The 23907-nt window shown below is 71.0% G+C and carries 22 protein-coding genes and 1 riboswitch; of the genes, 18 read left to right on the top strand and 4 right to left on the bottom strand.

All coding sequences use genetic code 11. The features are described 5' to 3' along the window. The first annotated feature begins 77 nt into the window (after positions 1 to 77). Positions 78 to 170: riboswitch (adenosylcobalamin (AdoCbl) riboswitch) on the top strand. A gap of 45 nt (positions 171 to 215) precedes the next feature. Together ACFYWY_RS25160 and ACFYWY_RS25155 are read left to right on the top strand one after the other, a co-directional pair. After that, positions 216 to 431 carry a CbtB-domain containing protein gene (locus ACFYWY_RS25160; RefSeq protein WP_355835489.1) on the top strand — a complete coding sequence of 72 codons (216 nt, stop codon included), beginning with the start codon at positions 216 to 218 and terminating at the stop codon, positions 429 to 431. A 28-nt stretch (positions 432 to 459) separates the two neighbouring features. Further along, positions 460 to 1230, top strand: coding sequence for a CbtA family protein (locus ACFYWY_RS25155; RefSeq protein WP_389190275.1), 771 nt, complete (start codon positions 460 to 462; stop codon positions 1228 to 1230). 216 nt (positions 1231 to 1446) lie between these two features. Here the strand turns inward: ACFYWY_RS25155 and ACFYWY_RS25150 are convergent, their stop codons facing one another. Continuing rightward, a complete protein-coding gene (locus ACFYWY_RS25150; protein WP_389190274.1) occupies positions 1447 to 2568 on the bottom strand; it encodes a sensor histidine kinase in 1122 nt (373 codons plus the stop codon). Positions 2569 to 2573: 5 nt separating this feature from the next. Next, complete coding sequence (locus tag ACFYWY_RS25145) at positions 2574 to 3380, bottom strand: response regulator transcription factor (protein WP_389190273.1); 807 nt, start codon at positions 3378 to 3380, stop codon at positions 2574 to 2576. A 161-nt stretch (positions 3381 to 3541) separates the two neighbouring features. On the opposite strand from ACFYWY_RS25145, the gene ACFYWY_RS25140 reads away from it, so the two are divergent. Then, on the top strand, positions 3542 to 3937 hold the full coding sequence (locus tag ACFYWY_RS25140) for a VOC family protein (protein ID WP_389190272.1): 396 nt from the start codon (positions 3542 to 3544) through the stop codon (positions 3935 to 3937). Here ACFYWY_RS25140 and ACFYWY_RS25135 read toward each other — a convergent pair. Beyond that, positions 3877 to 4608 (bottom strand): DUF6597 domain-containing transcriptional factor, encoded by a 732-nt coding sequence (locus ACFYWY_RS25135; protein ID WP_389190346.1) that lies wholly within the window; start codon positions 4606 to 4608, stop codon positions 3877 to 3879. The genes ACFYWY_RS25140 and ACFYWY_RS25135 overlap by 61 nt on opposite strands. Positions 4609 to 4715: 107 nt before the next feature. Between ACFYWY_RS25135 and ACFYWY_RS25130 the strand changes: the two genes are divergently transcribed. The 4 genes from ACFYWY_RS25130 to ACFYWY_RS25115 are packed head-to-tail and all read left to right on the top strand — an operon-like array spanning position 4716 to position 11694. After that, entirely contained in the window at positions 4716 to 5087 is a 372-nt protein-coding gene (locus ACFYWY_RS25130; RefSeq protein WP_389190271.1) for a CU044_2847 family protein, read from the top strand. Next, the gene (locus ACFYWY_RS25125) at positions 5087 to 6937 is read left to right on the top strand and encodes a trypsin-like peptidase domain-containing protein (RefSeq protein ID WP_389190270.1); all 1851 of its coding nucleotides are present in this window, start codon (positions 5087 to 5089) and stop codon (positions 6935 to 6937) included. The genes ACFYWY_RS25130 and ACFYWY_RS25125 overlap by 1 nt, the downstream gene beginning before the upstream one ends. 19 nt (positions 6938 to 6956) lie before the next feature. After that, positions 6957 to 7976: an AAA family ATPase gene (locus ACFYWY_RS25120; protein WP_389190269.1), complete on the top strand. Its 1020-nt coding sequence runs from the start codon at positions 6957 to 6959 to the stop codon at positions 7974 to 7976. Beyond that, a complete protein-coding gene (locus tag ACFYWY_RS25115; RefSeq protein WP_389190268.1) occupies positions 7966 to 11694 on the top strand; it encodes an SAV_2336 N-terminal domain-related protein in 3729 nt (1242 codons plus the stop codon). The genes ACFYWY_RS25120 and ACFYWY_RS25115 overlap by 11 nt, the downstream gene beginning before the upstream one ends. Positions 11695 to 11719: 25 nt before the next feature. Here the strand turns inward: ACFYWY_RS25115 and ACFYWY_RS25110 are convergent, their stop codons facing one another. Then, on the bottom strand, positions 11720 to 12949 hold the full coding sequence (locus ACFYWY_RS25110; RefSeq protein ID WP_389190267.1) for a YihY/virulence factor BrkB family protein: 1230 nt from the start codon (positions 12947 to 12949) through the stop codon (positions 11720 to 11722). 17 nt (positions 12950 to 12966) lie between these two features. On the opposite strand from ACFYWY_RS25110, the gene ACFYWY_RS25105 reads away from it, so the two are divergent. The 11 genes from ACFYWY_RS25105 to ACFYWY_RS25055 all read left to right on the top strand — a co-directional run bounded on the left by ACFYWY_RS25105 (position 12967) and on the right by ACFYWY_RS25055 (position 23868). Continuing rightward, the gene (locus tag ACFYWY_RS25105) at positions 12967 to 14601 is read left to right on the top strand and encodes an acyl-CoA dehydrogenase family protein (RefSeq protein WP_389190266.1); all 1635 of its coding nucleotides are present in this window, start codon (positions 12967 to 12969) and stop codon (positions 14599 to 14601) included. 333 nt (positions 14602 to 14934) lie between these two features. Next, complete coding sequence (locus tag ACFYWY_RS25100) at positions 14935 to 16218, top strand: GAF domain-containing protein (RefSeq protein WP_389190265.1); 1284 nt, start codon at positions 14935 to 14937, stop codon at positions 16216 to 16218. A gap of 61 nt (positions 16219 to 16279) precedes the next feature. Then, positions 16280 to 16846: a GNAT family N-acetyltransferase gene (locus ACFYWY_RS25095; RefSeq protein WP_389190264.1), complete on the top strand. Its 567-nt coding sequence runs from the start codon at positions 16280 to 16282 to the stop codon at positions 16844 to 16846. A gap of 96 nt (positions 16847 to 16942) precedes the next feature. Continuing rightward, complete coding sequence (locus ACFYWY_RS25090) at positions 16943 to 17026, top strand: putative leader peptide (protein WP_351448512.1); 84 nt, start codon at positions 16943 to 16945, stop codon at positions 17024 to 17026. 115 nt (positions 17027 to 17141) lie between these two features. Continuing rightward, positions 17142 to 18839, top strand: coding sequence for a nitrite/sulfite reductase (locus tag ACFYWY_RS25085; RefSeq protein ID WP_389190263.1), 1698 nt, complete (start codon positions 17142 to 17144; stop codon positions 18837 to 18839). Continuing rightward, positions 18836 to 19015: a hypothetical protein gene (locus ACFYWY_RS25080; protein ID WP_389190262.1), complete on the top strand. Its 180-nt coding sequence runs from the start codon at positions 18836 to 18838 to the stop codon at positions 19013 to 19015. The genes ACFYWY_RS25085 and ACFYWY_RS25080 overlap by 4 nt, the downstream gene beginning before the upstream one ends. Next, positions 19012 to 19710: a phosphoadenylyl-sulfate reductase gene (locus ACFYWY_RS25075; protein ID WP_389190261.1), complete on the top strand. Its 699-nt coding sequence runs from the start codon at positions 19012 to 19014 to the stop codon at positions 19708 to 19710. Before ACFYWY_RS25080 ends, ACFYWY_RS25075 begins: the two co-directional genes overlap by 4 nt. Then, positions 19707 to 20264, top strand: coding sequence for an adenylyl-sulfate kinase (cysC, locus tag ACFYWY_RS25070; RefSeq protein ID WP_389190260.1), 558 nt, complete (start codon positions 19707 to 19709; stop codon positions 20262 to 20264). Before ACFYWY_RS25075 ends, cysC begins: the two co-directional genes overlap by 4 nt. Then, positions 20261 to 21196, top strand: coding sequence for a sulfate adenylyltransferase subunit CysD (gene cysD, locus ACFYWY_RS25065; protein WP_389190259.1), 936 nt, complete (start codon positions 20261 to 20263; stop codon positions 21194 to 21196). The genes cysC and cysD overlap by 4 nt, the downstream gene beginning before the upstream one ends. Before the next feature lie 2 nt (positions 21197 to 21198). Continuing rightward, the gene (locus ACFYWY_RS25060; protein WP_389190258.1) at positions 21199 to 22539 is read left to right on the top strand and encodes a sulfate adenylyltransferase subunit 1; all 1341 of its coding nucleotides are present in this window, start codon (positions 21199 to 21201) and stop codon (positions 22537 to 22539) included. Between the two features lie 219 nt (positions 22540 to 22758). Then, positions 22759 to 23868, top strand: coding sequence for an aliphatic sulfonate ABC transporter substrate-binding protein (locus ACFYWY_RS25055; RefSeq protein WP_389190257.1), 1110 nt, complete (start codon positions 22759 to 22761; stop codon positions 23866 to 23868). Positions 23869 to 23907 lie beyond the last annotated feature (39 nt).

Raw genomic sequence — 23907 nt, 5'->3', positions numbered from 1 at the left:
TGGGCGTTCGGGCGCCCGGTCACGCGCCCCTGCGCCGTAGCGGCGCAGGCCCGCAAGCGGTACGGTCTCGTGGACATGACGAAGGTGTGACGGAAGTCCGGTGAGAATCCGGCACGGTCGCGCCACTGTGTACCCGCTCCCCGCGGGAAGTCAGACCCAGCACCTTCGTCTCAGGCACCACGATCGGGACGCGTGTTCCCCCAGGAGGTTCTGCCATGGCACATTCTGCCGCGCCCGCCACCGCCGCACCGGCCATCACCCCCATCTCGCTCAAGGCCATCGCCCCGTGGGCGCTCTTCTTCGGCGTTCTGATGCTGGTTCTGCTCTACTTCGTCGGCGCCGAGCAGGGCGCCACCTCGCTCATCTCCGGCGAGAACGTCCACGAGTGGGTCCACGACGGACGCCATCTGCTCGGCTTCCCCTGCCACTAGTACTTCTTCAAAGCTCAGGGGAAACACCATGAACTCCATTTCTGTCAGAGGCCTGCTCGGCCGCGGCATGCTCGCGGGCCTGGTCGCCGGCGTCTTCGCTCTCGTCGTCGCGTATCTGCTCGGTGAGTCCCCTGTGGACGCCGCCATCGCGTTCGAGGAGAGCCACAGCCACGAGCACGGCGGCGAGGAACTCGTCAGCCGCACCATGCAGTCCACGGGCGGTCTCGCCACCGGCGTAGTGGTCTTCGGCGTCGCGATCGGCGGCATCGCCGCCCTCGCGTTCGCTGTCGCGCTCGGCCGCATCGGCCGGTTCGGCCCGCGCGCCACGGCCCTGCTGGTCGCCCTCGGCGCGCTGCTGAGCGTGTACGTCGTGCCGTTCCTCAAGTACCCGCCGAACCCGCCGGCCGTCGGTGACCCCGACACGATCGGCCAACGCACAACGCTGTACTTCCTGATGATCCTGCTCAGCGTCCTGCTCACGGTCGCCGCGGTGATCCTCGGCAGGCGCCTGGCTCCCCGCCTCGGCAACTGGAACGCGTCCATCGCCGCGGCGGCCGCGTTCGTCGTCGCCGCCGGTCTCGCCTTCGCCTTCCTGCCCTCGTTCAACGAGGTGCCGAAGGGCTTCCCGGCAACCGTGGTCTGGGAGTTCCGGCTGGCCACGCTCGCCATCCAGGTCACCCTGTGGACCTGCTTCGGACTGGTCTTCGGGTACCTCGCTGAGCGGCTCCTCACACCGGGGACCGCGACGGCGGCGGACGGGAAGGGCACCGCATCGCGGGCGACAGCCGCCGCGAACTGACCGAGCCGGGGGCTCAGCCCCAGACCCTCCCCCTACGCCCTGGCGGGGCGTGGGGGGGACCTCCAAGAGGCTTGTTTCCGGGGCTCCGCCCCGGCCCCCGCGCCTCGGGGCGTCCGGGGTCCGGGGTGAAGCCCCAGTCGTCCCGCAGACGCCTCCACCGCGTCCGCGACAGCGACGAAGAAGCGCGCGTGCGCGAGGTGGCTGCACGGAGGCTCTTCAACGGCCTTTGGCCGCAGCCGCGGGCAGCGACACCTCGAAGCGGCAGCCGCCCGTCACATTGCGTACGTCGGCGTGGCCGGCGTGCGCCTCGACGATGCCGCGGACGATGGCGAGGCCAAGACCCGCCCCGGCCGGGGGCGTACGCGCCTGCGTGCCGCGCCAGCCCGTGTCGAAGACACGGGGCAGGTCCTCCTCCGGGATGCCGCCGCAGCCGTCGGTGACGGACAGCACCACCCACTCCTCGCGGCGCTCGGCGGCAACGGCGACCGTGCCGTCGGCCGGGGTCCGGCGGATCGCGTTGACGAGGAGGTTCGCCAGGACTCGGGTCATCTCCTTGCCGTCCACCTCGACCGGGACCGGCTCGACACGGTCGCCGACGAGGCGTACGCCGTACTCCCGGGCGAGCGGGTCAGCCCCGGCGAGCGCCTCGCCGACCAGGTCGTACACCGACATCCGGGTGGGTGTGAGGGCCAGCGTGCCCGCGTGGATGCGGGAGAGCTCGAAGAGGTCGCCGACCATGGAGTTGAGGCGGTCGACCTCGGTGCGGATCTGGCGGAAGTAGCGCTCGGGATCCTGGACTACGCCGTCCTCAAGGGCTTCTGACATCGCGCGCAGCCCGGCCAGCGGGGTGCGCAGATCGTGCGAGATCCAGGCGACGAGCTCGCGGCGGGAGGTCTCCAGGGCGCGCTCTCGCTCGCGGGAGGCGGCGAGCCGGTCGCTGGTGGCGGTGAGTTCGCGGCTGAGTGCGGCCAGTTCGGCGGTGGACGCCCCGTCGGGGGCGGCGAAGGAGCCGCCGTCGCCGAACGAGCGTGCCGCCAGGGCGAGTTCCCGGCTGCGGGCGACGACCCAGCGGCCGAGCAGCAGCGCGGTGGCGAGCGAGACGACCGCCGTCATCGCGACGACCGTGGTGACGACGGTGAGGTCGTGCGCGGACAGGAACATGGCCTGGGCGACCGCGAGCGTCCCGGCGAGCATGGCGGTGACCGCGACGGCGGCGACGACGGTGAGGGAGACGGCGACGGACCGATGACGCAGCAGACGCAGGACCAGCGCGCCGAGGAGGCCGACGGCGGCGGCCCCGAGGAAGGCGAAGAGCGCGATGAGGAGCATGTCCCGCACGGTGATCAGACCTCGTTTCGTGGTACGTGGTTGCGCGGTGCGTGACCCTGCGGTGCGTCACCGTGCGGCCCCTGGCCATGCGGTGCGTGACCCTGCGGTGCGCCCTCGCCCGGGGAGGCGTCCCTGGGCACGTCGAAGCGGTAACCCACGCCCCACACCGTCTGGATCAGCCGCGGCCTTGCCGGATCATCCTCGATCTTGCCGCGCAGCCGCCGCACATGAACCGTGACAGTGGACAGATCGCCGAACTCCCAGCCCCATACGTCCTGCATCAGCCGCTCCCGGCCGATCGCCTTCCCCGGGTGCCGCATCAAGTGCGCGAGCAGGTCGAACTCCCGCAGGGTCAGGCCCAGTTCACGCCCGTCCTTGGTGGCCCGCCGCGCCGCCGGATCCAGCACGATGCCCGCGGCCGCCAGCTCGGGCCCCGCCCGCCGCTCCCCCGCCGCGCCGCCCCGGCGCAGTACGGACTCGACCCGGAGCACCAGCTCGCGCGGGCTGAACGGCTTGGTGACATAGTCGTCCGCCCCTACTTCGAGCCCCAGGATCCGGTCGTCCTCGTCGCCCCGCGCGGTCAGCATGATCACTGGCACGGCGGCGCGCGCGCCGGCCCGGAGCCTGCGGCACACCTCCAGGCCGTCCATGCCCGGCAGCATCAGATCGAGGACGACCAGATCGGGCAGCCGCGCGGCGGCGAGCCGGAGCGCCTCTGGCCCGTCGGCGGCCCGGTCCACGGTGAAGCCCGCGCGCTCCAGATAGCCCGTGACGACCTCGGCTACGGTCGGATCGTCGTCGACGACCAGAATGTTGTGCATAAGGCCAGTGTCCTCGTACTGAGCACGGTCTACGGCACCGCCCCCTTACGAAACAATGACGCCCGAGGCCCCCGAGCAACGGCCGAGGAACCGGGTCCTGCGAGACCGCGGACGTCCGATTCGTTCAAGACCGCAGGTCCGGCCCTGCCTACGGTGAGGTCATGACTCCACGACTCGATGCGATCGGCCTCGTCGTCGCCGACATGGCCGCCTCGCTCGCCTTCTACCGACGGCTCGGCCTGGACATCCCCGCCGAAGCCGACTCCGCGCCCCACGCCGAGGCCACGCTGCCGAGCGGGCTGCGCGTGCTGTGGGACACCGAGGAGACCGTCCGCTCCTTCGACCCCGGCTGGACCCGGCCCGCCGGCGGCGGCGAGCGCCTCGGTCTCGCCTTTCTCTGTGACAGCCCCGCCGAGGTGGACTCGGTGTACGCCGAGCTGACCGAGGCCGGCTACAAGGGGCATCTGCCGCCCTGGGACGCCTTCTGGGGGCAGCGCTACGCGGTCGTTCTGGACCCTGACGGCTGTGCCGTCTCGCTGTTCGCCAGCGCCGAGTAGGCACCCAGGGTGATTCCGGCCAGCTCGCGCATTTCGCGGGCGAGGTGCGCCTGGTCGGCGCAGCCTGCCGCGAGTGCCGCTTCGGCGTACGGCACACCTTCCCGTACGAGCGTCAGCGCACGCTGCAGCCGCAGCACCCGGGCCAGCGTTTTGGGCCCGTAGCCGAAGGCGTCCAAGGAGCGGCGGTGCAACTGGCGCGCGCCGAGGCCGATTGCCTCCGCCGCGCCCGCGACCGTGCCGCCCGCCTTCAGGCGGCTCACCACCTCGCTCAGCAGCGGATCGGGCGGGCCGGCCGCGGCCGCGCGCCGCAGCGCCACGGCCTCCAGCTCTTTCACCGGGTCCGCGGCCTCGTCGATCCGCTCCGTGAGCCGGCGCGCTTCGGCACCGCCCCACAGGTCGGCGAGCTCGACCCGCTGGTCGCGCAGCTCGTGCGCCGGTACCCCGAGGAACGCGGGCGCGGTCCCGGGCGCGAAGCGCACTCCCGCGTACACGAGGGCGAGATCGACCTCGGCGGCGTGGGCGTGGGTGTCGGGTCCCGCCACGAGGAGGCGGCCGTCGGCCCACAGCAGGTCCATGCAGCCGTCGGGGAGCACGGGATACACGGCGCCCGCCGACACCGTGCGCGTCCAGACGATGGCGCCTTCGAGCCTCGACGGCCATTCCTCGTACACACCGTCGAGGCTACGGCGTTGCCACTCACGCAGCTCGCCTGACAACGTCACTCGCTGTAGGCCACAATGGCGATCTGCGTGAAGTCGAGCGTTCTCGGGGGGCGGCCGTGGCGGCACTGATGGAGTTCACAACGGACAGCGGTGCGCAGGTCACGGTCGAGGTCGACCGGCACGGGCCGGGCGCCAAGCTCGTCTCGCGCGGCGAGAACTCCCTCGCCCAAGTGGGGCGTACGTTCGACGACGCGCTGGTGGGAATCCGTTCCGCGGCCGAGTCCGCACTCAAGGTCTTCAGGGACGGGACACTCAAACCGGACGGCGTGGAGCTGGAGTTCGGCGTGAAGCTCATGGCGGAAGCCGGCGCGGTCATCGCCAAGAGCTCCGCCGAGGGTCATCTGACCGTCAAGCTCTCCTGGTCCCCGGGGAACGGACCGTCCTCGGCCGCGCCCGACCCGGCCGGAGAGACCGCGGTCGGGCAGTGATGGATTCGCCCTCGTGGCACGCCCGCATCGACCGGGGCGGGGCGGTGGCGGGATCCGGCTTCCTCGTCTCCGACCGGCACGTGCTGACCTGCGCGCATGTCGTCGGCCAGGAGGACGCGGCCGAGATCGTCTTCACCGGCGTGCCCGGTCTGGAGCCGGTTCGCGCGACGGTGGCGGTGCGCGGCGCATGGTCCGGCCGGAATCAGGACCCGGGCGATGTCGCCGTACTCGAACTGGGCCGGCCCGTTCGGATCGCACCCGCCGCCTTCGCAGGCCTCGACGAGCCGCACCGGATGCCGACGCCGAAACTCGTGGCGTACGGATTCCCCGCCGGGTACGGCGAGGAGGGTGTGCAGAGTGAATTACGCGCCACCTCCCGCCAGTTGATCGGCAATGAGTGGAGTCAGCTGGAACTCTGGGCGGGTCACGGCCAGGAACCGTCGTACGGGTTCAGCGGATCCGCGGTCATGCTGGAGAACGGCGCCGTGGTCGGAATGGTCTCCGCACACGACGAGACGGTGCGTAACGGCCGGATGATCCCGGCGCAGGTGCTCGCCCGCCACTGGCCGCCCGTCGCCGACCTCATCCCCACCCCTGGGTATCCGGCCGAGGAGAAACGCCGGCTGCGGGAGCTGATCGAACTGACCGCCCGTGCGCCGGAGCCGGGATACGCCGTGGACCGGCTGCTGCAGGCGGCGATTGCGCCGCTCGGCGTCGACGTACCGGCGCACTCGGTGAACAACCTGTGGCAGGCGGTCTGGTACCTGCTCTCCGAGACCCTCCCCCGTCCCGCTTCTCTCCCACTCGCCGAACTCGCCGTACGGCTGGCCGACCTGGTCGAGGACTCCTCGCTCGGCCGGGACCTGCGCGCCTGGTCGCTTGCGCACCGCGGCACGCACGGGCACGCGGCGGGCGCGGTCTCGCCTCCTCCCCCGCCCCCACTGACGCCTCCCCCGTCTGTTCCACCGCTGCACGCGACTGCGCCGCACCTGCCACCGCAGCCGCCCGCCCCTGCCGGTGTGCGCGCCCCGGCGCGCCCCTGGTCGCCCATCCTCGTCGCGATCAGGCACAGCGGGGCCGACCGCAATGCCGTGCTGGCGGAGGTCGCCGCGTACCGCGACGGCCACCGCCTGCTGGTCGGCGAGAAGCGGCTGCTCCGGGCCCAGGTGCGGGACTGGGCGCTGGACCGTGTCGACGAGGCGTTCGGCGAGATCGATTCCGAGGGCCGGGAGCTGATCGCGTTCGCGCTGCCGCGCGGCTGGATCAACCAGCCGGTCGACCAGTGGACCCAGCGCAAGGGCATCCGCACCCCGCTCGGCTGCCGCTCGCCGGTCGTGGTGATGGACCAGGACCGGCGGAGCAGCGATCTGCTCCAGTTCAAGCTGCGCAAGATGTGGGACGTACTCGACCGGCAGGAGGGCTGCGCCGTCCACCCCGTCCACTGCGACAGTGCCCAGCGGCCCGAGCGGCTCTCCGTGCAACTGCAGGAGGTGCACGGGCCGGTGGGCATGGCCAGACCGCCGAAGTCCGCGCGCGACAAGGAGCTGCACCGAGCGGTTCTGGACGCGCCGTCGCCGATCGTGCTGTGGCCCCGGACGGGCTGCCCGGGCAGGCGCGGCGCCGGGCAGTGTGCTCTGGACTGCCGGCGCGACGGCTTCCTCGACACGCTGGCCGAGCAGCTCGCCCAGCTGCCGCCGACCGAACTGCCCGAGCGCGTCCTGGAGTTGCGCAGGCGGGCGTTCCTCCACGAGGGACCGGAGCCGCACTGGGCGGACGGCCTGTCCCTGGTGTGGGAGGACCCCCGCTGGTTTCCCGAGGCGCGCAGGCTGAACGACTCCCCTGTCGGCTGAGAGAACAGGAGCGACCCGCATGTCCCTGTGGCCCGTCTACCGCGGCTCGAGCGAACCCCACGACGGAGTGCACCGGCTGCCGCCGCCCCCGCCCTGGCGGGCCTTCAACGGCGGGCCGCCGCTGGGCCTGCCCAGCGCGGACGAGGACGCTGCGGCCTCGCCGTACCGGGCCCATCGCGCCGAGACGTACCGCCCGACGGAGAAGGCCGTCCAGCTGGTCAACGCGGCGCTGTATCTGCGGCGTCCGCTGCTGGTCACGGGACCGCCCGGAAGCGGCAAGTCGAGCCTGCCCTACGCGGTCGCCCGGGAGCTGGGCCTGGGACCCGTGCTGCGCTGGAACATCACCAGCCGGGCGACGCTCACGGACGGGATCTATCAGTACGACCCGCTGTCCCGGCTGTACGCGGCGGGCCGCCGGGCAGAGGACGGACCCGTAGAGGACGGCGCGGTCGAGGACCATCTGCGGCTGGGCCCGCTGGGCACCGCCCTGTTGCCGTACGAGCATCCTCGGGTGCTGCTCATCGACGAGATCGACAAGAGCGATCTCGATCTGCCCAACGATCTCCTGCACATCCTGGAGGAGGGCCAGTACGAGATCCCGGAGCTGGTGCGCGCGGCACGGACACGGCCGACGGCGGATGTCCTGATCGCGGACTCGGACGACCGGGTCACCTTGCCGCACGGCCGGGTGCGCTGCCGTGCCTTTCCCTTCGTGGTGCTCACCAGCAACGGCGAGCGGGAGTTCCCGCCGGCTTTTCTCCGCCGTTGCGTGACGCTCGAGCTCAAACAGCCGCTGCCCGTCCATCTGGTGGACATCGTGCGGGCGCACCTGGGTGAGCCGGACGACGAGGCGCGCGAGCTGGTGGCGCTCTTCCTGGAGCGGGGCAGCGCCGGAGAGCTGGCGACCGACCAGTTGCTCAACGCCATCTATCTGACGCGTGCCTCGGGGCTGGACGCGGTGTCGCGCGAGGACCTGGCGGAGAGCCTCATGCCGTATCTGAGCCGGGCCACGAACGCGCTCGACGGCGATGACCTCTGACCGGCTGGACACCCTGGCCCGGGTGCTGGCCCACGCCGCCGGGGAGCCGCCCACCGGTCGGGAGCTCGCCGAACTGCTGTGGCTGGCACGGCAGATGGAGAGTCCTGGGGCCGGTGTCGGCACCGCGGACGGCCCGGCGTCCTTGGCCCGGATGCCGTCGCCTCCGGTCGGCGGGCAGCGGCCACGCGCGGACCCGCCTCAGCCGTCCCCACCGGTGACGGCACGCGACGCGCAGCCGCCGAGGAGCGCCCCGCACCCCGAGCGGGTGCCGCTGCACACTCCTGCCGGTCCGCCCTCCGCACCGTTCGACGCCGCAGGCGAGGGAGCCGACCCGGACGGCGGGACCGGCGGTGGATACGCGCCACTGCTGGCGCCCGCCCCGCCCATGCTCCCCCGGCCGTTGGCGATCCAGCGCTCCGTGCGCCCGCTGAGCCGCAGGGTGCCCAGCGCGCACGGCTGGGAGCTGGACGAGACGGAAACCGTCAACCGGATCGCGACGCTGGGCGCCCGGCGCGAGCTGTGGCTGCCCGTGCTGCGGCCACGGCGAGAGCGCTGGCTGCATCTCCGCCTCGTCTTCGACAGTGGACCGACCATGCCCATGTGGCGGCCGCTGCTGCGCGATCTGCGAACCGCCATGGAACAGACCGGTGCGTTCCGCACGGTGGACAGCGTGCTCCTCGATGCGCGCGGCGAAGTGCCGCAGAGGCACTGGGAGCGGGGCCGCACCGCCGTCATGGTGATCAGCGACTGTATGGGGCCGCAGTGGCGCGAGGGCCCGGCCGGCCGGCAGTGGTACCGCACACTGCGCGCCTGGGCGAACGAGCTGCCGGTTGCGGTCGTGCAGCCGCTTCCGGAACGCCTGTGGCGTCACACCGCCTTCCCTCCCGCGGCCGGGCTCCTCTCCGCGCCCGGCCCAGGCGCCGCCAACGCGGCGCTGGACTTCGTCCCCTACGAGAGCGGCCCGGGCGGGGAGGGCGTCCCGGTTCCCGTGCTGGAGCCTTCGCCGGCCTGGCTCGGCAACTGGGCGTCCCTGGTGGCCACTTCGGGCGGCACCCGGATCCCGGGCACCGCTGCTTACGCGACCGCCCGGCCACCGGGCGCGTTCGGCGCCGAGGGGCTCGACCTGGAGGATGTGGAGCCGGAGGAGCTGGTCCTGCGGTTCCGTTCGCTCGCCTCGCGCCAGGCCTTCCGGCTGGCGGCCCATCTGGCCGTCGGCACTGCGCACTTGCCGGTGATGCGTCTGGTGCAGGCGGCGATCGAGGAGCGTCCGGAACCGCAGCATCTGGCGGAAGTGGTGCTGAGCGGGATGCTGAAGGCGCTTCCGGACGCGGCGGCGGGCTCGTACGTCTTCCGTCCCGGGGTCCGCGAGGTGCTGCTGGGGACACTGCCGCGTACGGCGCTGGCGGCCACGACCCGGCTGTTGGGCCGGGTGAGCGCCCAGCTCGAGTCGCGGGCGGGTGCGGTCCCGGGCGAGTTCCGCGCCCTGGTGGCGGGGCGGGGCGGGCCGGTCGGGGCTGCGTTGGGCGATCCGTTCGCGCTGGTGAGCCGGGAGAGCGTGCAGCTGCTGCGGGGGCCGGAGCCGTACGGCGCCGGCACCCCACAAGGTGCGATGGAGCTCCTGGACAACCGTTACGAGGTGGGCGGACTGCTCGGCAGGGGCGCGACCGGAGAGGTCCGGCGTGCCTACGACCGGTCCTGGAGGCGCCCGGTCGCCATCAAGATCTACCGGTTCGGCGCCGGTGTGTCATCGGCCGACCGGGAGGCGATCTCGGAGGACTTCGTGGCGCAGGCGCGCCATCTGGCCTCCCACCCTTCGCTGCGGCACCCCCAACTGGCCGCCGTGTACGACGGGTTCGCCCAGGACGGCGCATGCTTCCTGGTCATGGAGCTGGTGGAAGGAGGATCGCTGCGCGAACTCCTGGCACGACTGCCGTCCGGCCTGGTGGAGGAGCGCCTCACGGAGCTGGCGCGTGATCTTCTGACCGGGATCGAGGTACTGCACCTTGCGGGGTTCGTGCACGGTGACATCAAGCCGGCCAACATCCTGATGTCGCCGGAGCGCGGTCCCGTGCTCTGCGACTACGGCGTGGCGTGGGCCCAGCCGCTGGAGGCACGGACTCCGGACCGGACCGCCACCGAGGTGCGACTCACCGCATCGGCCACCATCGGGGAGTTCGGCCTGCCCGGGACTCCCCGCTATCTCGCCCCCGAGCGCATCAGGTCCAGTGACGGGAGCACGCGCGGGCCGATCGATCTGTACTCCTTGGGCTGTGTGCTGTACGAACTCGCCACCGGCTCGTACGCGATACCCGGGGACGATCTTCAGACCGTGCTGCGAGGGCATCTGGAGGCTACGCGCGAGAGGCACAGCCCGCAGCTCGCGGACCTGTCCCCCGCGCTCCGTTCGGTGATCCTCGAACTGCTCGACAAGGATCCCCGGCGACGAGCGATGGGCGAAGCCCGGCTGAGCGCCCTCACGGAGGAGACTCTCCCCTCCCCCTCGGTGCCGACGCAGAGGCTCCACTACCGGGTGCTCGGCTCGCCGATGGCCGAGGACGGCGCGACCGTGCTGGAGGTGCCGTACGAGCCGAGCGTGGTGCTGGCGCGGCTGCTGCTGGCCCGCGGCAGCCCAGTGCCCGTCACCGAACTGCGCACGCTCTCCCCGGGAGCGGGCGAAGATCTGCGCGGACTGGTCGGGCGGCTGCAGGAACGCGGACACCCGGTTCGCGCCGCGGACCACGCCTTCGTTCTGCCGCTCGACGACATCGATCTCGACCTGCTCGACATGGAGCGCCATGTCGAGCTCGCACACGAGGCCCAGGCGGCCGACGCCCCTGCCGAGGCCATTCGCCACTACGACGCGGCGCTCTCGCTCTGGGACTACGAACCGCTCGCGAACGTGCCGGGCGGCTGGGCCCGGGCGGAGCGGCAGCGGTTCCTGGACCGGCGCGAATCGCTGACCAGGGACCGGGACGATCTCCTTCACGCCATCGCGCCCGACGCCGCCGCGTGGGTCGTGCTGGAAGTCGTCCTTCCCGCGAACGTGTATCCGCTGGAGCCGTTCGCCACGGCGCTGCACGTTGCGACAGGCGGATTCTTCGAATCCGTGCCTCCTCCGCACCGGGGGCATCTCCTGGGGCAGCCGTCCTATGTGATCCGCCTGCCCATTCCGAGCGGGACCACCACGTCCGCTGTCGTCACCTGGGCTGCCACGACACTGCCCCAGCGCATGGTGCGGCTGTTGCCGGACATCCCGGCGCCCGTCCTGATGCGCGTCCTGGTCATGGAGTGGGGCGCCGAGCTGGCCGATCTGCTGCCCTTCGGGCTCGAGAGGCCCGGTACGGGACTGGTGGTGACCGTCGGCGTGTCCAACCCGGTCCACGCCGGACTGGACCCGGAGCTGCAACACGACTTCATCCAGATCGCAGCGGGGGTCGCCGGCCGCAACGCGGCGGTCACCGGTCACTACCGGGTCGTCGACGTGGCTCGCGGTGCGGCTGCGGGACCGTCGGACCCGTTCCCGAGCCGCCGCGCCCAGAGACAGCCGGAGAGACCGGCGGAGACGAGAAGGGAGACGCCGAAGGCACCACGGGCCAGGGCCCCCCAGTCGGAGTCGGCCGAACCGGCACAGGAGGAGGACCGTGCTTCCTGGCTGCGGCGCCTCTTCCCGCGCCGCCGCGATGACGACAACGGCCCGGGCCATCCGGGCTCGGTCTGAGTCCTCGCCCTCTCCGCCCGGCGGCCTACTCCTTGGACTCCATGTCGCGGCCGTTGTCGCGGCCGTTGTCGCGGCCGTTGTCGCGGCCGTTGTCGCGGCCGTTGTCGCGGTGCTCCTTCGCACGGTGCTCCCGGGTCGTGTGCAGCCGGGACTTCACATCGTCCGGCGGCAGGAACCGCGACCACCGCTCCGGGAACTCCGAGGGCATCTCCCCGGTGTCGTCCGCGTCGTCATCGTCGTCGTCCTCGTCCCCGAAGACGTGGGCCGCCCTCGCCCGGGCCAGGACCTCCGCCGCGTGGGCGGCGCGGACGCGTTCGTTGGCCGCGCGGGCCGCGGCCGTGGCGACCGACGGCCAGACGCGGTCGATCGCGGCGTTCACCGCCGCACCCACCAGGACGGCGAAGGCGGTGAGGCCGATCCACAGCAGGACGGCGATGGGCGCGGCGAGCGAGCCGTAGATCGTGGGGCCCTCGACCGTGCTGGTGAGGTAGATGCGGAGCAGGAAGCTGCCGAACACACCCATCCCGAGCGCCACCAGCGCTCCGGGCACGTCCTCGATCCACGGGGACCGGACGGGGACGGACACGTGGTACAGCGTGGTCAGGAACGCGATCGAGAGCAGGCTGACCACCGGCCAGTACAGGACGCTGACGACTTCCGTGCTCCATGGGATGAACTCCACCACCCGGTCAGGCCCCACCACCGCCAGCGGCAGCACCACCGCGCCGATCAGCAGGGCCACGATGTAGAGCAGGAAGGCGAGCAGCCGGGTGGCGACGATGCCGCGCTGCCCGTCGAGGCCGTACATCACGGTGATGGTGTCGATGAAGACGTTCACCGCCCGCGATCCCGACCACAGAGCGATCGCGAAGCCGATGGAGATGATGTCGGGACGGCCGCCGTGGGTGACGTCCGCCAGCAGGGGCTTCGCGATCTCGTTGACGCCCCGTTCGGACAGCACCGTGCCGACCGCGGCCAGGATGTTCTCCTCGATCGAGGCGACGGTGGTGGTGTTGGTCCAGTTGTCGATATAGCCGAGGAGACCGATCAGGCCGAGCATGAGCGGCGGCAGGGACAGCAGCGTGAAGAACGCCGCCTCGGCGGCGAGGCCCAGGATGCGGTACTCGATGCACGAATTGACCGTGTCCTTCAGCAGCAGCCATGCCATCTTCCGCTTGGAGACGTTGCGGTAGAGCACTCGGGCCCGGTGGAGTCGGCCCGATGGCCGCTCGGGTGTTTCATTTGCTGCCTGCACCTCCTTACCGTATCGGCATGGCAGCTACCACCCACACAGTGACCAACCAGGCTCCGCCCCTGGTGGGGTACGACGTCTACACCTCCGACCAGGCGCTCACCGAGGGCGTGGAGCGGCATGTAGCGCCGGAACTCCTCGACGAGGCACAGGAAGAGCTCAGAGAGCTCGGCCGCACCGCGGGCTCCGCGCAGGCCCAGGAATGGGGGGTGCGGGCCAACGAGAATCCGCCGAAACTGCGGACGCACGACCGGTACGGAAACCGGATCGACGAGGTCGAGTTCCATCCGGCCTGGCACCGGCTGCTGGGCCACGGCGTCTCCGCGGGTCTGACGAACGCATGGGGCACCCCGGCCGGGCATGTGCGGCGCGCGGCCGGGTTCCTGGTGTGGACGCAGGCCGAGGCCGGGAACGGCTGTCCGCTGTCGATGACGCACGCCTCCGTCCCGGCGCTGCGTACGGACCCGGCGCTGGCGGCCGAGTGGGAGCCGCGGCTGACCTCGCGGGTGTACGAGGAGGGGCTGCGGCCTGCCTCGCTGAAGGCGGGGTCGCTGTTCGGGATGGGGATGACGGAGAAGCAGGGCGGCAGCGACGTCAGGGCCAATACGACGCGGGCCGAGCCCATCGCCGGTGACGGTGAGTACGTGCTCACCGGTCACAAGTGGTTCTGCTCGGCTCCGATGAGTGACGGTTTTCTGGTACTCGGCCAGGCGGCCGGGGGCTTGACCTGTTTCCTGGTGCCTCGGGTGCTGGAGGACGGGACGAGGAACGTGTTCCGGATCCAGCGGCTCAAGGACAAGCTGGGCAACAGGTCCAATGCGTCGAGCGAGGTCGAGTTCGACGGGACGTGGGCGCGCCGGGTCGGCGACGAGGGGCGCGGGGTGCGCACGATCATCGAGATGGTGGCGGCGACCCGGCTCGACTGCGTCCTCGGATCGGCCGCGTTGATGCGGCAGTCGGTCGCGCAGGCGATCCACCACAGCGCGTACCGCAGCGCGTTCGGCGGGCTGCTGATCGACAAGCCGCTGATGCGCAACGTACTGGCCGATCTGGCGCTGGAGTCGGAGGCGGCTACGACGCTGGCGCTGCGGCTCGCCGCGGCGTACGACGCCGACACGGAGGAGGAGCGGGCGTTCCTACGCCTTGCGGTGCCCGCGGCCAAGTACTGGGTGACCAAGCGGTGTACGCCGACGGTGGCCGAGTCGCTGGAGTGTCTGGGCGGCAATGGCTACGTCGAGGAGTCGGGGCTGCCGCGGCTGCTGCGGGAGTCGCCGCTCAACTCGATCTGGGAGGGCTCGGGCAACGTACAGGCGCTGGACGTCCTTCGGGCGCTCCAGAGGGAGCCGCAGGCGCTGAACGCATTCCTGCAGGAGGTCGGCACGGCGCGGGGCGCGGACCACCGGCTGGACGGGGCGATCAAGGACCTGCTGACCGAGCTGGCCGATCTGAACGGCATCGAGGCGCGGGCGCGGCGGCTGGTGGAGCGGATGGCGCTGGTGCTTCAGGGGTCGCTACTGGTGCGCTGGGCGCCGCCGGAGGTGGCGGACGCGTTCTGCGCGTCGCGGCTGGGCGGGGACTGGGGCGCGGCCTTCGGCACGCTGCCGCACACGCTGGACCTGGCGTCGATCGTGGACCGGGCACGAGCGGTGGTCTGACAGCGCGGGCTGCGGACTGCGGACCACAACCGGCCCCTCCGGGCGCCGTCGCCGCACGGTGCGAGCCTCAGGGAAGACTGTCGGGGTGGTGCTGCGCCGACACGGCACCACCCCGCGCTCCGTCATGCACCCCACAACGCAGGGCGGTGCGGTGCATGACGGACCACCGGAACGAACCGGTGCTCCGTCAGCCTCGTACACACGCACACCCGTTCGCGAGGGTTGCAAAGGGTTGCAGCTTTGTCCGCCGTATCGCCACGGCTCTCGGCCAGGAGGGGCACGATTGTGTCAGCCCCCCGCACTCGGACGCTGGCCTCGCCCAGGAGGACCCCAGTGCAGACGACATCACTCGACATGGCCAGACTCGCCGCCATGGACACCGCGGAGGCCGCCCGGCTGCTGAAGGGAGTGCGGGACGCCACGCTCAGCGGTCGCCCGTCGCGAGTCGGCCCGCGGGCCGACATCGAGGAGTCCTGGCAGCGGATGCTGCGCGGGGGCGTGGATCCCGACCGGGGCCGAAGGGCCGGCCTGCTGCCGCTGGAGGAGTTGGAACGCCGCCGGCACGCCTCGCCGCTACGGGAAGTGCTGCCCGTCCTGCGGGACGGTCTGGTGTCGATCGCCGAGGCGGCGCAGCACATCATGGTCGTCGCGGACACGGAGGGAAAGCTGCTCTGGCGCGAGGGCAAGGCGACCGTGCTGCGCAAGGGCGACTCGCACGGGTTCGTGCTGGGCGCCGACTGGAACGAGGACCTCGTCGGCACCAACGGCATCGGCACCCCCCTCGTCTCCCGGCGGCCGGTCCAGGTGCACTCCGCGGAGCACTTCGTCTCCGCCCACCACAACTGGACCTGCGCGGGCGCGCCGGTCACCGATCCGCGCGACGGCAGGCTGATCGGTGTCGTCGACATCAGCGGACCGGTGTCCACCATGCATCCGGCGACCCTCTCACTGGTCACCTCGGTCGCCCGGCTCGCGGAGGCCGAGCTGCGCAACCGGCATTTCGCGGCGCTGGACCGGCTGCGCGGTGTGGCGGCCCCCCTGCTCGCGAGGCTGGCCGGCCGGGCACTGGCCGTGGACGTGAACGGCTGGCCCGCCGCGGTCACCGGCATGCCGCCGACCGGTCGGCTGCCGCTGCCGAAGTCCATCGGCGGCGGCCGGCTCTGGCTGCCCTCGCTCGGCATGTGCACGGTCGAGCCGCTGCCCGGCGGCTGGCTGGTACGGGTGGACGAGGAGCGCTCCACCGCGGCGCCGGCCCGGGTGGTGCTGGACCTGAGCAGACCCCGGCTTCCCTCGGTCACCGTCTCGGGCGACGCGGGCAGCTGGGTGCAGGAGCTCAGCCCCCGCCATGCCGAGCTGCTGTATGTGCTGACGCTGCACCGGGACGGGCGCAGCGCCGCGCAGCTGGCGCAGGACATCTTCGGGGACGGGACGCGGACGGGGACGGTACGGGCCGAGATGTCGCGGCTGCGGCGGCATCTGGCGCCGGTCCTCGCACACCGCCCGTACCGCTTCGTCGAGTACGTCGAGGTGGAGCTGGTGGGGCCGGAACAGCCGGCCGAGCTGCTGCCGCACTCCACGGCCCCGGCCGTGCGCCGCGCCCACCGCGATCCTCAGTGATCCTCAGTGATCAGGGGACGCGGCTTTGGTCTGATCAGGGGGTCGTGATTCCCTGGCCGGCATGAGCATCACCGTGACCACCTGGTCCCTGGAACAGACCTCGCCCGCGGATCTGCGTCCGACCGCCGCGCCCGACGGGGATGTGCGCATCGTCCGCGCCGAGGTGCCGTCCCCGGAGTTCAGCCGCTTTCTGTATACGGCTGTCGGCGGTGACGTCCGGTGGAACGACCGGCTCGGCATAACGTACGCACAGTGGGAGGAGCTGCTCGCCAGGCCGGGCACGGAGACCTGGGTGGCGTACGAGAAGGGCACCCCGGCAGGCTATGCGGAGCTTCAGGCGCAGGACGGCGGGTCGGTCGAGATCGTCTACTTCGGGCTGATCCCGTCGTTCCGGGGCCGGCGGATCGGTGGCCATCTCCTGTCGTACGCGGTCGCCAGGGCCTGGGACCTGGCGGAGCGGTGGCCGGGGCTGACGCCGACGAAGCGGGTCTGGCTGCACACCTGCTCCAAGGACGGCCCGCACGCCATGGACAACTATCTGCGGCGAGGCTTCACTCTCTTCGACACCGTGGTCGCGGAGGAGTCCGAAGCGGCCGCTCCCGGTCCCTGGCCAAGCGCTCACGGCTGAGTGACGGGCAACACACCGTCTCGCGATGCAGGACGGTGTTGTCCACATTCTGGATAACGGTGGACTGCCCTCGGATCGCCGTGACACGCTTCCGTCATGTCTCGAGCTGGAATTGCCTTGGTGAGTCGGCGGCACGTCGACCTCGGCCGCATGTCCAGCGCCATCTGTCCGGTCTGCTGAAAGACCAGCACAGCCGAGCATTCCGCAGTCCGTTGAACCTCCTGCGCACCGCCGCGCCCCCACGCGAGTGTGCAGCTCAGAGCCGCCCTCCTGCAGTCTCGAAGGACATACCGCCATGGCCGCCACCCCCGAAAAGCCCGCCTCTGCCACGCCCCGCCGCAAGGCCGGACGCCACCGCGGCGAGGGCCAGTGGGCCGTTGGCCATATGACACCGCTGAACGGCAACGAGCAGACCAAGAGGGACGACGACGGTCTCAATGTTCGGACACGCATTGAGACGATCTACGCCCACCGCGGCTTCGATTCGATCGACGGCGCCGATCTGCGCGGCCGGATGCGCTGGTGGGGCCTCTACACCCAGCGCAAGCCCGGGATCGACGGCGGCAAGACCGCGATCCTGGAGCCGGAGGAGCTGGACGACAAGTACTTCATGATGCGCGTCCGCATCGACGGCGGCCGGCTGACCACCGAGCAGCTGCGCGTCATCGGTGAGATCTCGCAGGAGTTCGCGCGCGGCACCGCGGACATCACCGACCGGCAGAACGTCCAGTACCACTGGATCCGCATCGAGGACGTCCCGGAGATCTGGCGCCGCCTCGAAGAGGTCGGCCTGTCGACCACCGAGGCCTGTGGTGACACCCCGCGCGTCGTGCTCGGCTCGCCGGTCGCCGGTATCGCCGAGGACGAGATCATCGACGGCACCCCGGCCGTCGACGAGATCTGCCGCCGGATCGTGGGCAACCCCGCCTTCTCCAACCTGCCGCGCAAGTTCAAGTCGGCGATCTCAGGATCGCCGCTGCTGGACGTCGCGCACGAGATCAACGACATCGCCTTCGTCGGCGTGAACCACCCCGAGCACGGCCCCGGCTTCGACCTGTGGGTCGGCGGCGGTCTCTCCACCAACCCCAAGATCGGTGTCCGGCTCGGCGCCTGGGTCCCCCTCGACGAGGTCCCTGACGTCTACGAAGGCGTCATCTCGATCTTCCGCGACTACGGCTACCGGCGGCTGCGCACCCGCGCCCGCCTGAAGTTCCTGGTCGCCGACTGGGGCGCCGAGAAGTTCCGCCAGGTGCTGGAGGACGAGTACCTGAAGCGCAAGCTGATCGACGGGCCCGCCCCGGCACAGCCCGTGCAGCAGTGGCGCGACCACGTCGGTGTGCACCGGCAGCAGGACGGACGCTTCTACGTCGGGTTCGCGCCGCGCGTCGGCCGGGTCGACGGCGCCACGCTCACCAAGATCGCCGAGGTGGCGGACGCGCACGGCTCGGGCCGGCTGCGTACCACCGTCGAGCAGAAGATGATCGTGCTCGATATCGAGGAGTCGCAGGTCGAGTCGCTGGTGGCCAGCCTCGAGGCGCTGGATCTGCGGGTCAACCCGTCGCCGTTCAGGCGCGGCACGATGGCCTGCACCGGTATCGAGTTCTGCAAGCTGGCCATTGTCGAGACCAAGGCCCGTGGTGCCTCCCTGATCGACGAACTCGAGCGCCGCATCCCCGAGTTCGACCAGCCGATCACCATCAACCTCAACGGCTGCCCCAACGCCTGCGCCCGCATCCAGGTCGCGGACATCGGTCTCAAGGGGCAGCTGGTCCTGGACGACGAGGGCAACCAGGTCGAGGGCTTCCAGGTGCACCTGGGCGGCGCGCTCGGTCTGGAGGCCGGGTTCGGCCGCAAGGTCCGTGGACTGAAGGTCACCTCGGCCGAGCTGCCCGACTACGTCGAGCGGGTGCTCAAGCGCTTCCAGGCGGAGCGCGAGGACGGCGAGCGCTTCGCCACGTGGGCGGCGCGCGCTTCCGAGGAGGCCCTCTCGTGAGCGAGCGTGCCGCGCCCTTCTACTGCCCCTACTGCGGAGACGAGGACCTGCGTCCCAGCGAGCAGGGCCACGGCGCCTGGGAATGCGCAGCCTGCAATCGAGCCTTCCAGTTGAAGTTCCTCGGGCTGCTGACCCGGGGACTTCAGCGCAACGACGGTGGAAGGGACGAGATATGACGACAACTCAGGCAACAGACCTGAAAGAACTCGCCGAGCGGGCCGGGCGGGAGCTCGAAGACGCCTCCGCCCTGGAGATCCTGAAGTGGGCGGCCGACACCTTCGGCCCGCGCTTCTGCGTCACCTCCTCGATGGAGGACGCGGTGGTCGCCCATCTCGCCTCCCGTGTCCTCCCCGGAGTCGACGTCGTCTTCCTCGACACCGGCTACCACTTCCCCGAGACCATCGGCACCCGCGACGCGGTCGAGGCCGTGATGGACGTCAACCTCATCACGCTCACGCCCCGCCAGTCGGTGGCCGAACAGGACGCCGAGTACGGCCCGAAGCTGCACGACCGCGACCCCGACCTGTGCTGCGCCCTGCGCAAGGTCAAGCCCCTCGAAGAGGGACTGACCGCGTACGAGGCGTGGGCGACGGGCCTGCGCCGCGACGAGTCCCCGACCCGGGCGAACACCCCGGTCGTCGGCTGGGACGAGAAGCGGCAGAAGGTCAAGATCTCGCCGATCGCCCGCTGGACGCAGGACGACGTGGACGCCTACGTCGCCGAGCACGGCGTCCTCACCAACCCGCTGCTGATGGACGGTTACGCCTCGGTGGGCTGCGCACCCTGCACCCGCCGGGTGCTGGAGGGCGAGGACGCCCGGGCCGGCCGCTGGGCCGGGCGGGGCAAGACCGAATGCGGGCTGCACGGATGACGATTCTGGGAGACAAGAACGTGACTGGGGCCACCATCTGGCTCACCGGTCTGCCGAGCGCGGGCAAGACCACCATCGCCTACGAGCTGGCGGACCGGCTGCGCGCCGACGGCCACCGGACCGAGGTTCTCGACGGCGACGAGATCCGCGAATTCCTCTCGGCCGGCCTCGGCTTCAGCCGCGAGGACCGCCACACCAACGTTCAGCGGATCGGCTTCGTCGCCGAACTCCTCGCGTCCAACGGCATCAAGGCGCTGGTGCCGGTGATCGCCCCGTACGAGGACAGCCGCGAGTCCGTCCGCAAGCGCCACCAGGCCGAGGGCACCGCGTATCTGGAGGTGCATGTCGCCACTCCGGTGGAGGTGTGCTCCGTACGCGATGTGAAGGGTCTGTACGCCAAGCAGGCGGCCGGTGAGATCAGTGGTCTCACCGGCGTCGACGACCCGTACGAGGAGCCGCAGAGCCCGGATCTGCGGATCGAGTCGCACACCCAGACCGTGCAGGAGTCCGCGGCGGCACTTCACGCGCTGCTCACCGAGAGGGGCCTGGCATGACGACCGCCGCCACTGTTCACGAGGGCACCGACAGCCCGTACGCACTGTCGCACCTGGACGCACTGGAGTCCGAGGCGGTGCACATCTTCCGCGAGGTGGCGGGAGAGTTCGAGCGGCCGGTGATTCTCTTCTCCGGCGGCAAGGACTCCATCGTCATGCTGCATCTGGCGCTGAAGGCGTTCGCGCCGGCCGCGATCCCCTTCACGCTGCTGCATGTCGACACCGGACACAACTTCCCCGAGGTGCTGGAGTACCGCGACCGCGCGGTGGCGCAGCACAACCTCCGGCTGCACGTGGCGTCCGTACAGGAGTACATCGACGCCGGGAAGCTGCGCGAACGTCCCGACGGGACACGTAACCCGCTGCAGACCGTGCCGCTGACCGAGGCCATCCAGGAGCACCGCTTCGACGCGGTGTTCGGCGGTGGCCGCCGGGACGAGGAGAAGGCACGCGCCAAGGAGCGGGTGTTCTCGCTGCGGGACGAGTTCTCGCAGTGGGACCCGCGCAGGCAGCGGCCCGAGCTGTGGCAGCTCTACAACGGCCGCCATGCGCCCGGCGAGCATGTGCGTGTCTTCCCGCTGTCCAACTGGACAGAGCTGGACGTCTGGCAGTACATCGAGCGCGAGAAGATCGAGCTGCCCGAGATCTACTTCGCGCACGAGCGCGAGGTCTTCCAGCGCTCCGGGATGTGGCTGACCGCCGGTGCGTGGGGCGGCCCCAAGGAGTCCGAGAGCGTCGAGACGCGGCTGGTGCGTTACCGCACCGTCGGAGACATGTCCTGCACCGGTGCCGTCGACTCCGACGCCACCACGCTGGACGACGTGATCACCGAGATCGCCGCATCCCGTCTCACCGAGCGGGGCGCGACCCGCGCCGACGACAAGATGTCCGAGGCCGCGATGGAAGACCGCAAGCGCGAAGGGTACTTCTAGCCATGACCTCCACGACCGGGCAACTCGCCGGGATCTCAGCCACCACCCTGCTGCGTTTCGCCACCGCCGGGTCCGTCGACGACGGCAAGTCCACCCTCGTCGGCCGGCTGCTGCACGACTCCAAGTCGGTCCTGACCGACCAGCTGGAGGCCGTCGAGCACGCCTCCCGCTCGCGTGGCCAGGAGACCCCGGACCTGGCGCTGCTCACCGACGGTCTGCGGGCCGAGCGGGAGCAGGGCATCACCATCGATGTCGCCTACCGCTACTTCGCCACGCCGCGCAGGCGGTTCATCCTCGCCGACACCCCCGGGCATGTGCAGTACACCCGCAACATGGTCACCGGCGCGTCCACGGCCGAGCTGGCCGTGGTGCTGGTCGACGCCCGTAACGGCGTGGTCGAGCAGACCCGCCGCCATGCCGCGGTCGCCGCCCTGCTGCGCGTCCCGCATGTCGTCCTCGCCGTCAACAAGATGGACCTCGTCGACTATGCCGAGCCCGTCTTCGCCGCGATCGCCGAGGAGTTCACCGCGTACGCCGCCTCCCTCGGCGTACCGGACATCACCGCGATCCCGATCTCGGCGCTGGCCGGTGACAACGTGGTGGACCCGTCCGCGAACATGGACTGGTACGGCGGCCCGACCGTCCTGGAGCACCTGGAGACGGTCCCGGTCAGCCACGATCTGACGGGCTGCCACGCCCGGCTCCCGGTGCAGTACGTGATCCGCCCGCAGACCGCCGAGCACCCCGACTACCGCGGCTACGCCGGCCAGATCGCCGCGGGCACGTTCCGGGTCGGCGAGCAGGTGACCGTCCTGCCGGCGGGCCGTACGTCGAAGATCGCCGGGATCGACCTGCTCGGCGAATCGGTGGACATCGCCTGGACCCCGCAGTCCGTCACCCTCCTGCTCGAGGACGACATCGACATCTCGCGGGGCGACCTGATCGTGCCGAGCGGCGACGCGCCCGCGACCACGCAGGACGTCGAGGCGACGGTCTGCCATGTCGCGGACCAGCCGCTCGCCGTCGGCCAGCGGGTGCTGCTCAAGCACACCACCCGCACGGTCAAGGCGATCGTCAAGGAGATCCCGTCCCGGCTGACCCTCGACGACCTGTCCCAGCACCCGAACCCCGGGCAGCTGGTGGCCAATGACATCGGCCGGGTCAAGATCCGTACCGCCGAGCCGCTCGCGCTCGACTCGTACGCCGACTCCCGCCGCACCGGGTCGTTCCTGCTGATCGACCCCGCGGACGGCACCACGCTGGCGGCCGGCATGGCGGGCGACTCCTTCGCCACGAACGTCGCGACCGTGCAGGTGGCCGACGACGAGGGCTGGGACTTCTGATGACCATCGACTACTACGCGACCTTCGCGAAGGAGGGCGGCCGCGTCGGCAGCGGCGCCCTCGGCGCGGGAACCGGCGGGGTGGCGCGATGTGCGCAATGACGTACGCGCACTGCCGGCGCGCCCGTACCCCCCGCACCCCGCACCGACGAAGACCCGCCGACTCCCCGGCCGCGTCCGATGTGACGTAAGAACCGGGCCTCCGAGAGGAAACCCTCCCGTGCCTGCCACCCGTACGACCCTCCGCCGCAGCATCGCCGCTGCCGCCGCCCTGCCGCTCCTCGCCGTCGCGCTCACCGCCTGCGGCTACGGCTCCGAGGCGAAGAAGGACGACAACGTCGCTCCTGCCGCCAAGGGCGAGAAGCTCTCCGTGGACACCGTCAAGCTCGGCTACTTCCAGAACCTCACGCACGCCACGGCGCTGGTCGGCGACCAGGAGGGTCTGATCCAGAAGGAGCTGGGCGGCACCAAGCTCGCCTCGACCACCTTCAACGCCGGTCCCTCCGAGATCGAGGCGCTGAACGCGGGCTCCATCGACATCGGCTTCATCGGCCCCTCGCCGTCCATCAACGGCTACATCAAGTCCAAGGGCAAGAACCTGCGCATCATCGCGGGCTCGGCCTCCGGCGGTGTGAAGCTCGTCGTCAACCCGGACAAGATCAAGACCCTGGACGACCTCAAGGGCAAGAAGATCGCCACGCCCCAGCTCGGCAACACCCAGGACGTCGCGTTCCTGAACTGGATCGCCGAGAAGGGCTGGAAGGTCGACGCCCAGAGCGGCAAGGGTGACGTCTCCGTCGTCCGTACGGAGAACAAGGTGGCCCCCGACGCCTACAAGTCCGGCTCCATCGACGGCGCCTGGGTGCCAGAGCCGACGGCGTCCAAGCTGGTCAGCGAGGGCGCCAAGGTACTGCTCGACGAGTCGACACTGTGGCCCGACAAGAAGTTCGTGATCACGAACATCATCGTGTCGCAGAAGTTCCTCAAGGAGCACCCGGACGTCGTCGAGGCCGTGCTGCGCGGCTCGGTGAAGACCAACGCGTGGATCAACGCCAACCCCGACAAGGCGAAGGCGTCCGCGAACGCCAAGCTCAAGGAGCTCACCGGCAAGGCGCTGGCGCCCGAGGTGATCGACCCGGCGTGGAAGTCGATCCAGTTCACCGACGACCCGCTGGCCGCCACGCTCCGGACCCAGGCCGACCACGCGGTGAAGGCGGGCCTGCTCGAGGAGCCCGACCTGACCGGCATCTACGACCTGACGCTGCTCAACAAGGTCCTGGGGGCCGAGGGCAAGCCCGAGGTCGCCGACGCCTCGCTCGGCGTCAAGTAAGCCTCTACCCCCGCATCCGACCGAGTTCCCAGGAGGTGA

Origin of the sequence: Streptomyces sp. NPDC002870, from assembly GCF_042888505.1 — a bacterium.
Lineage (GTDB): Bacteria > Actinomycetota > Actinomycetes > Streptomycetales > Streptomycetaceae > Streptomyces.
Note: the sequence above shows the minus strand (reverse complement) of the source record. Positions and strands in the feature narration are given on the sequence as shown.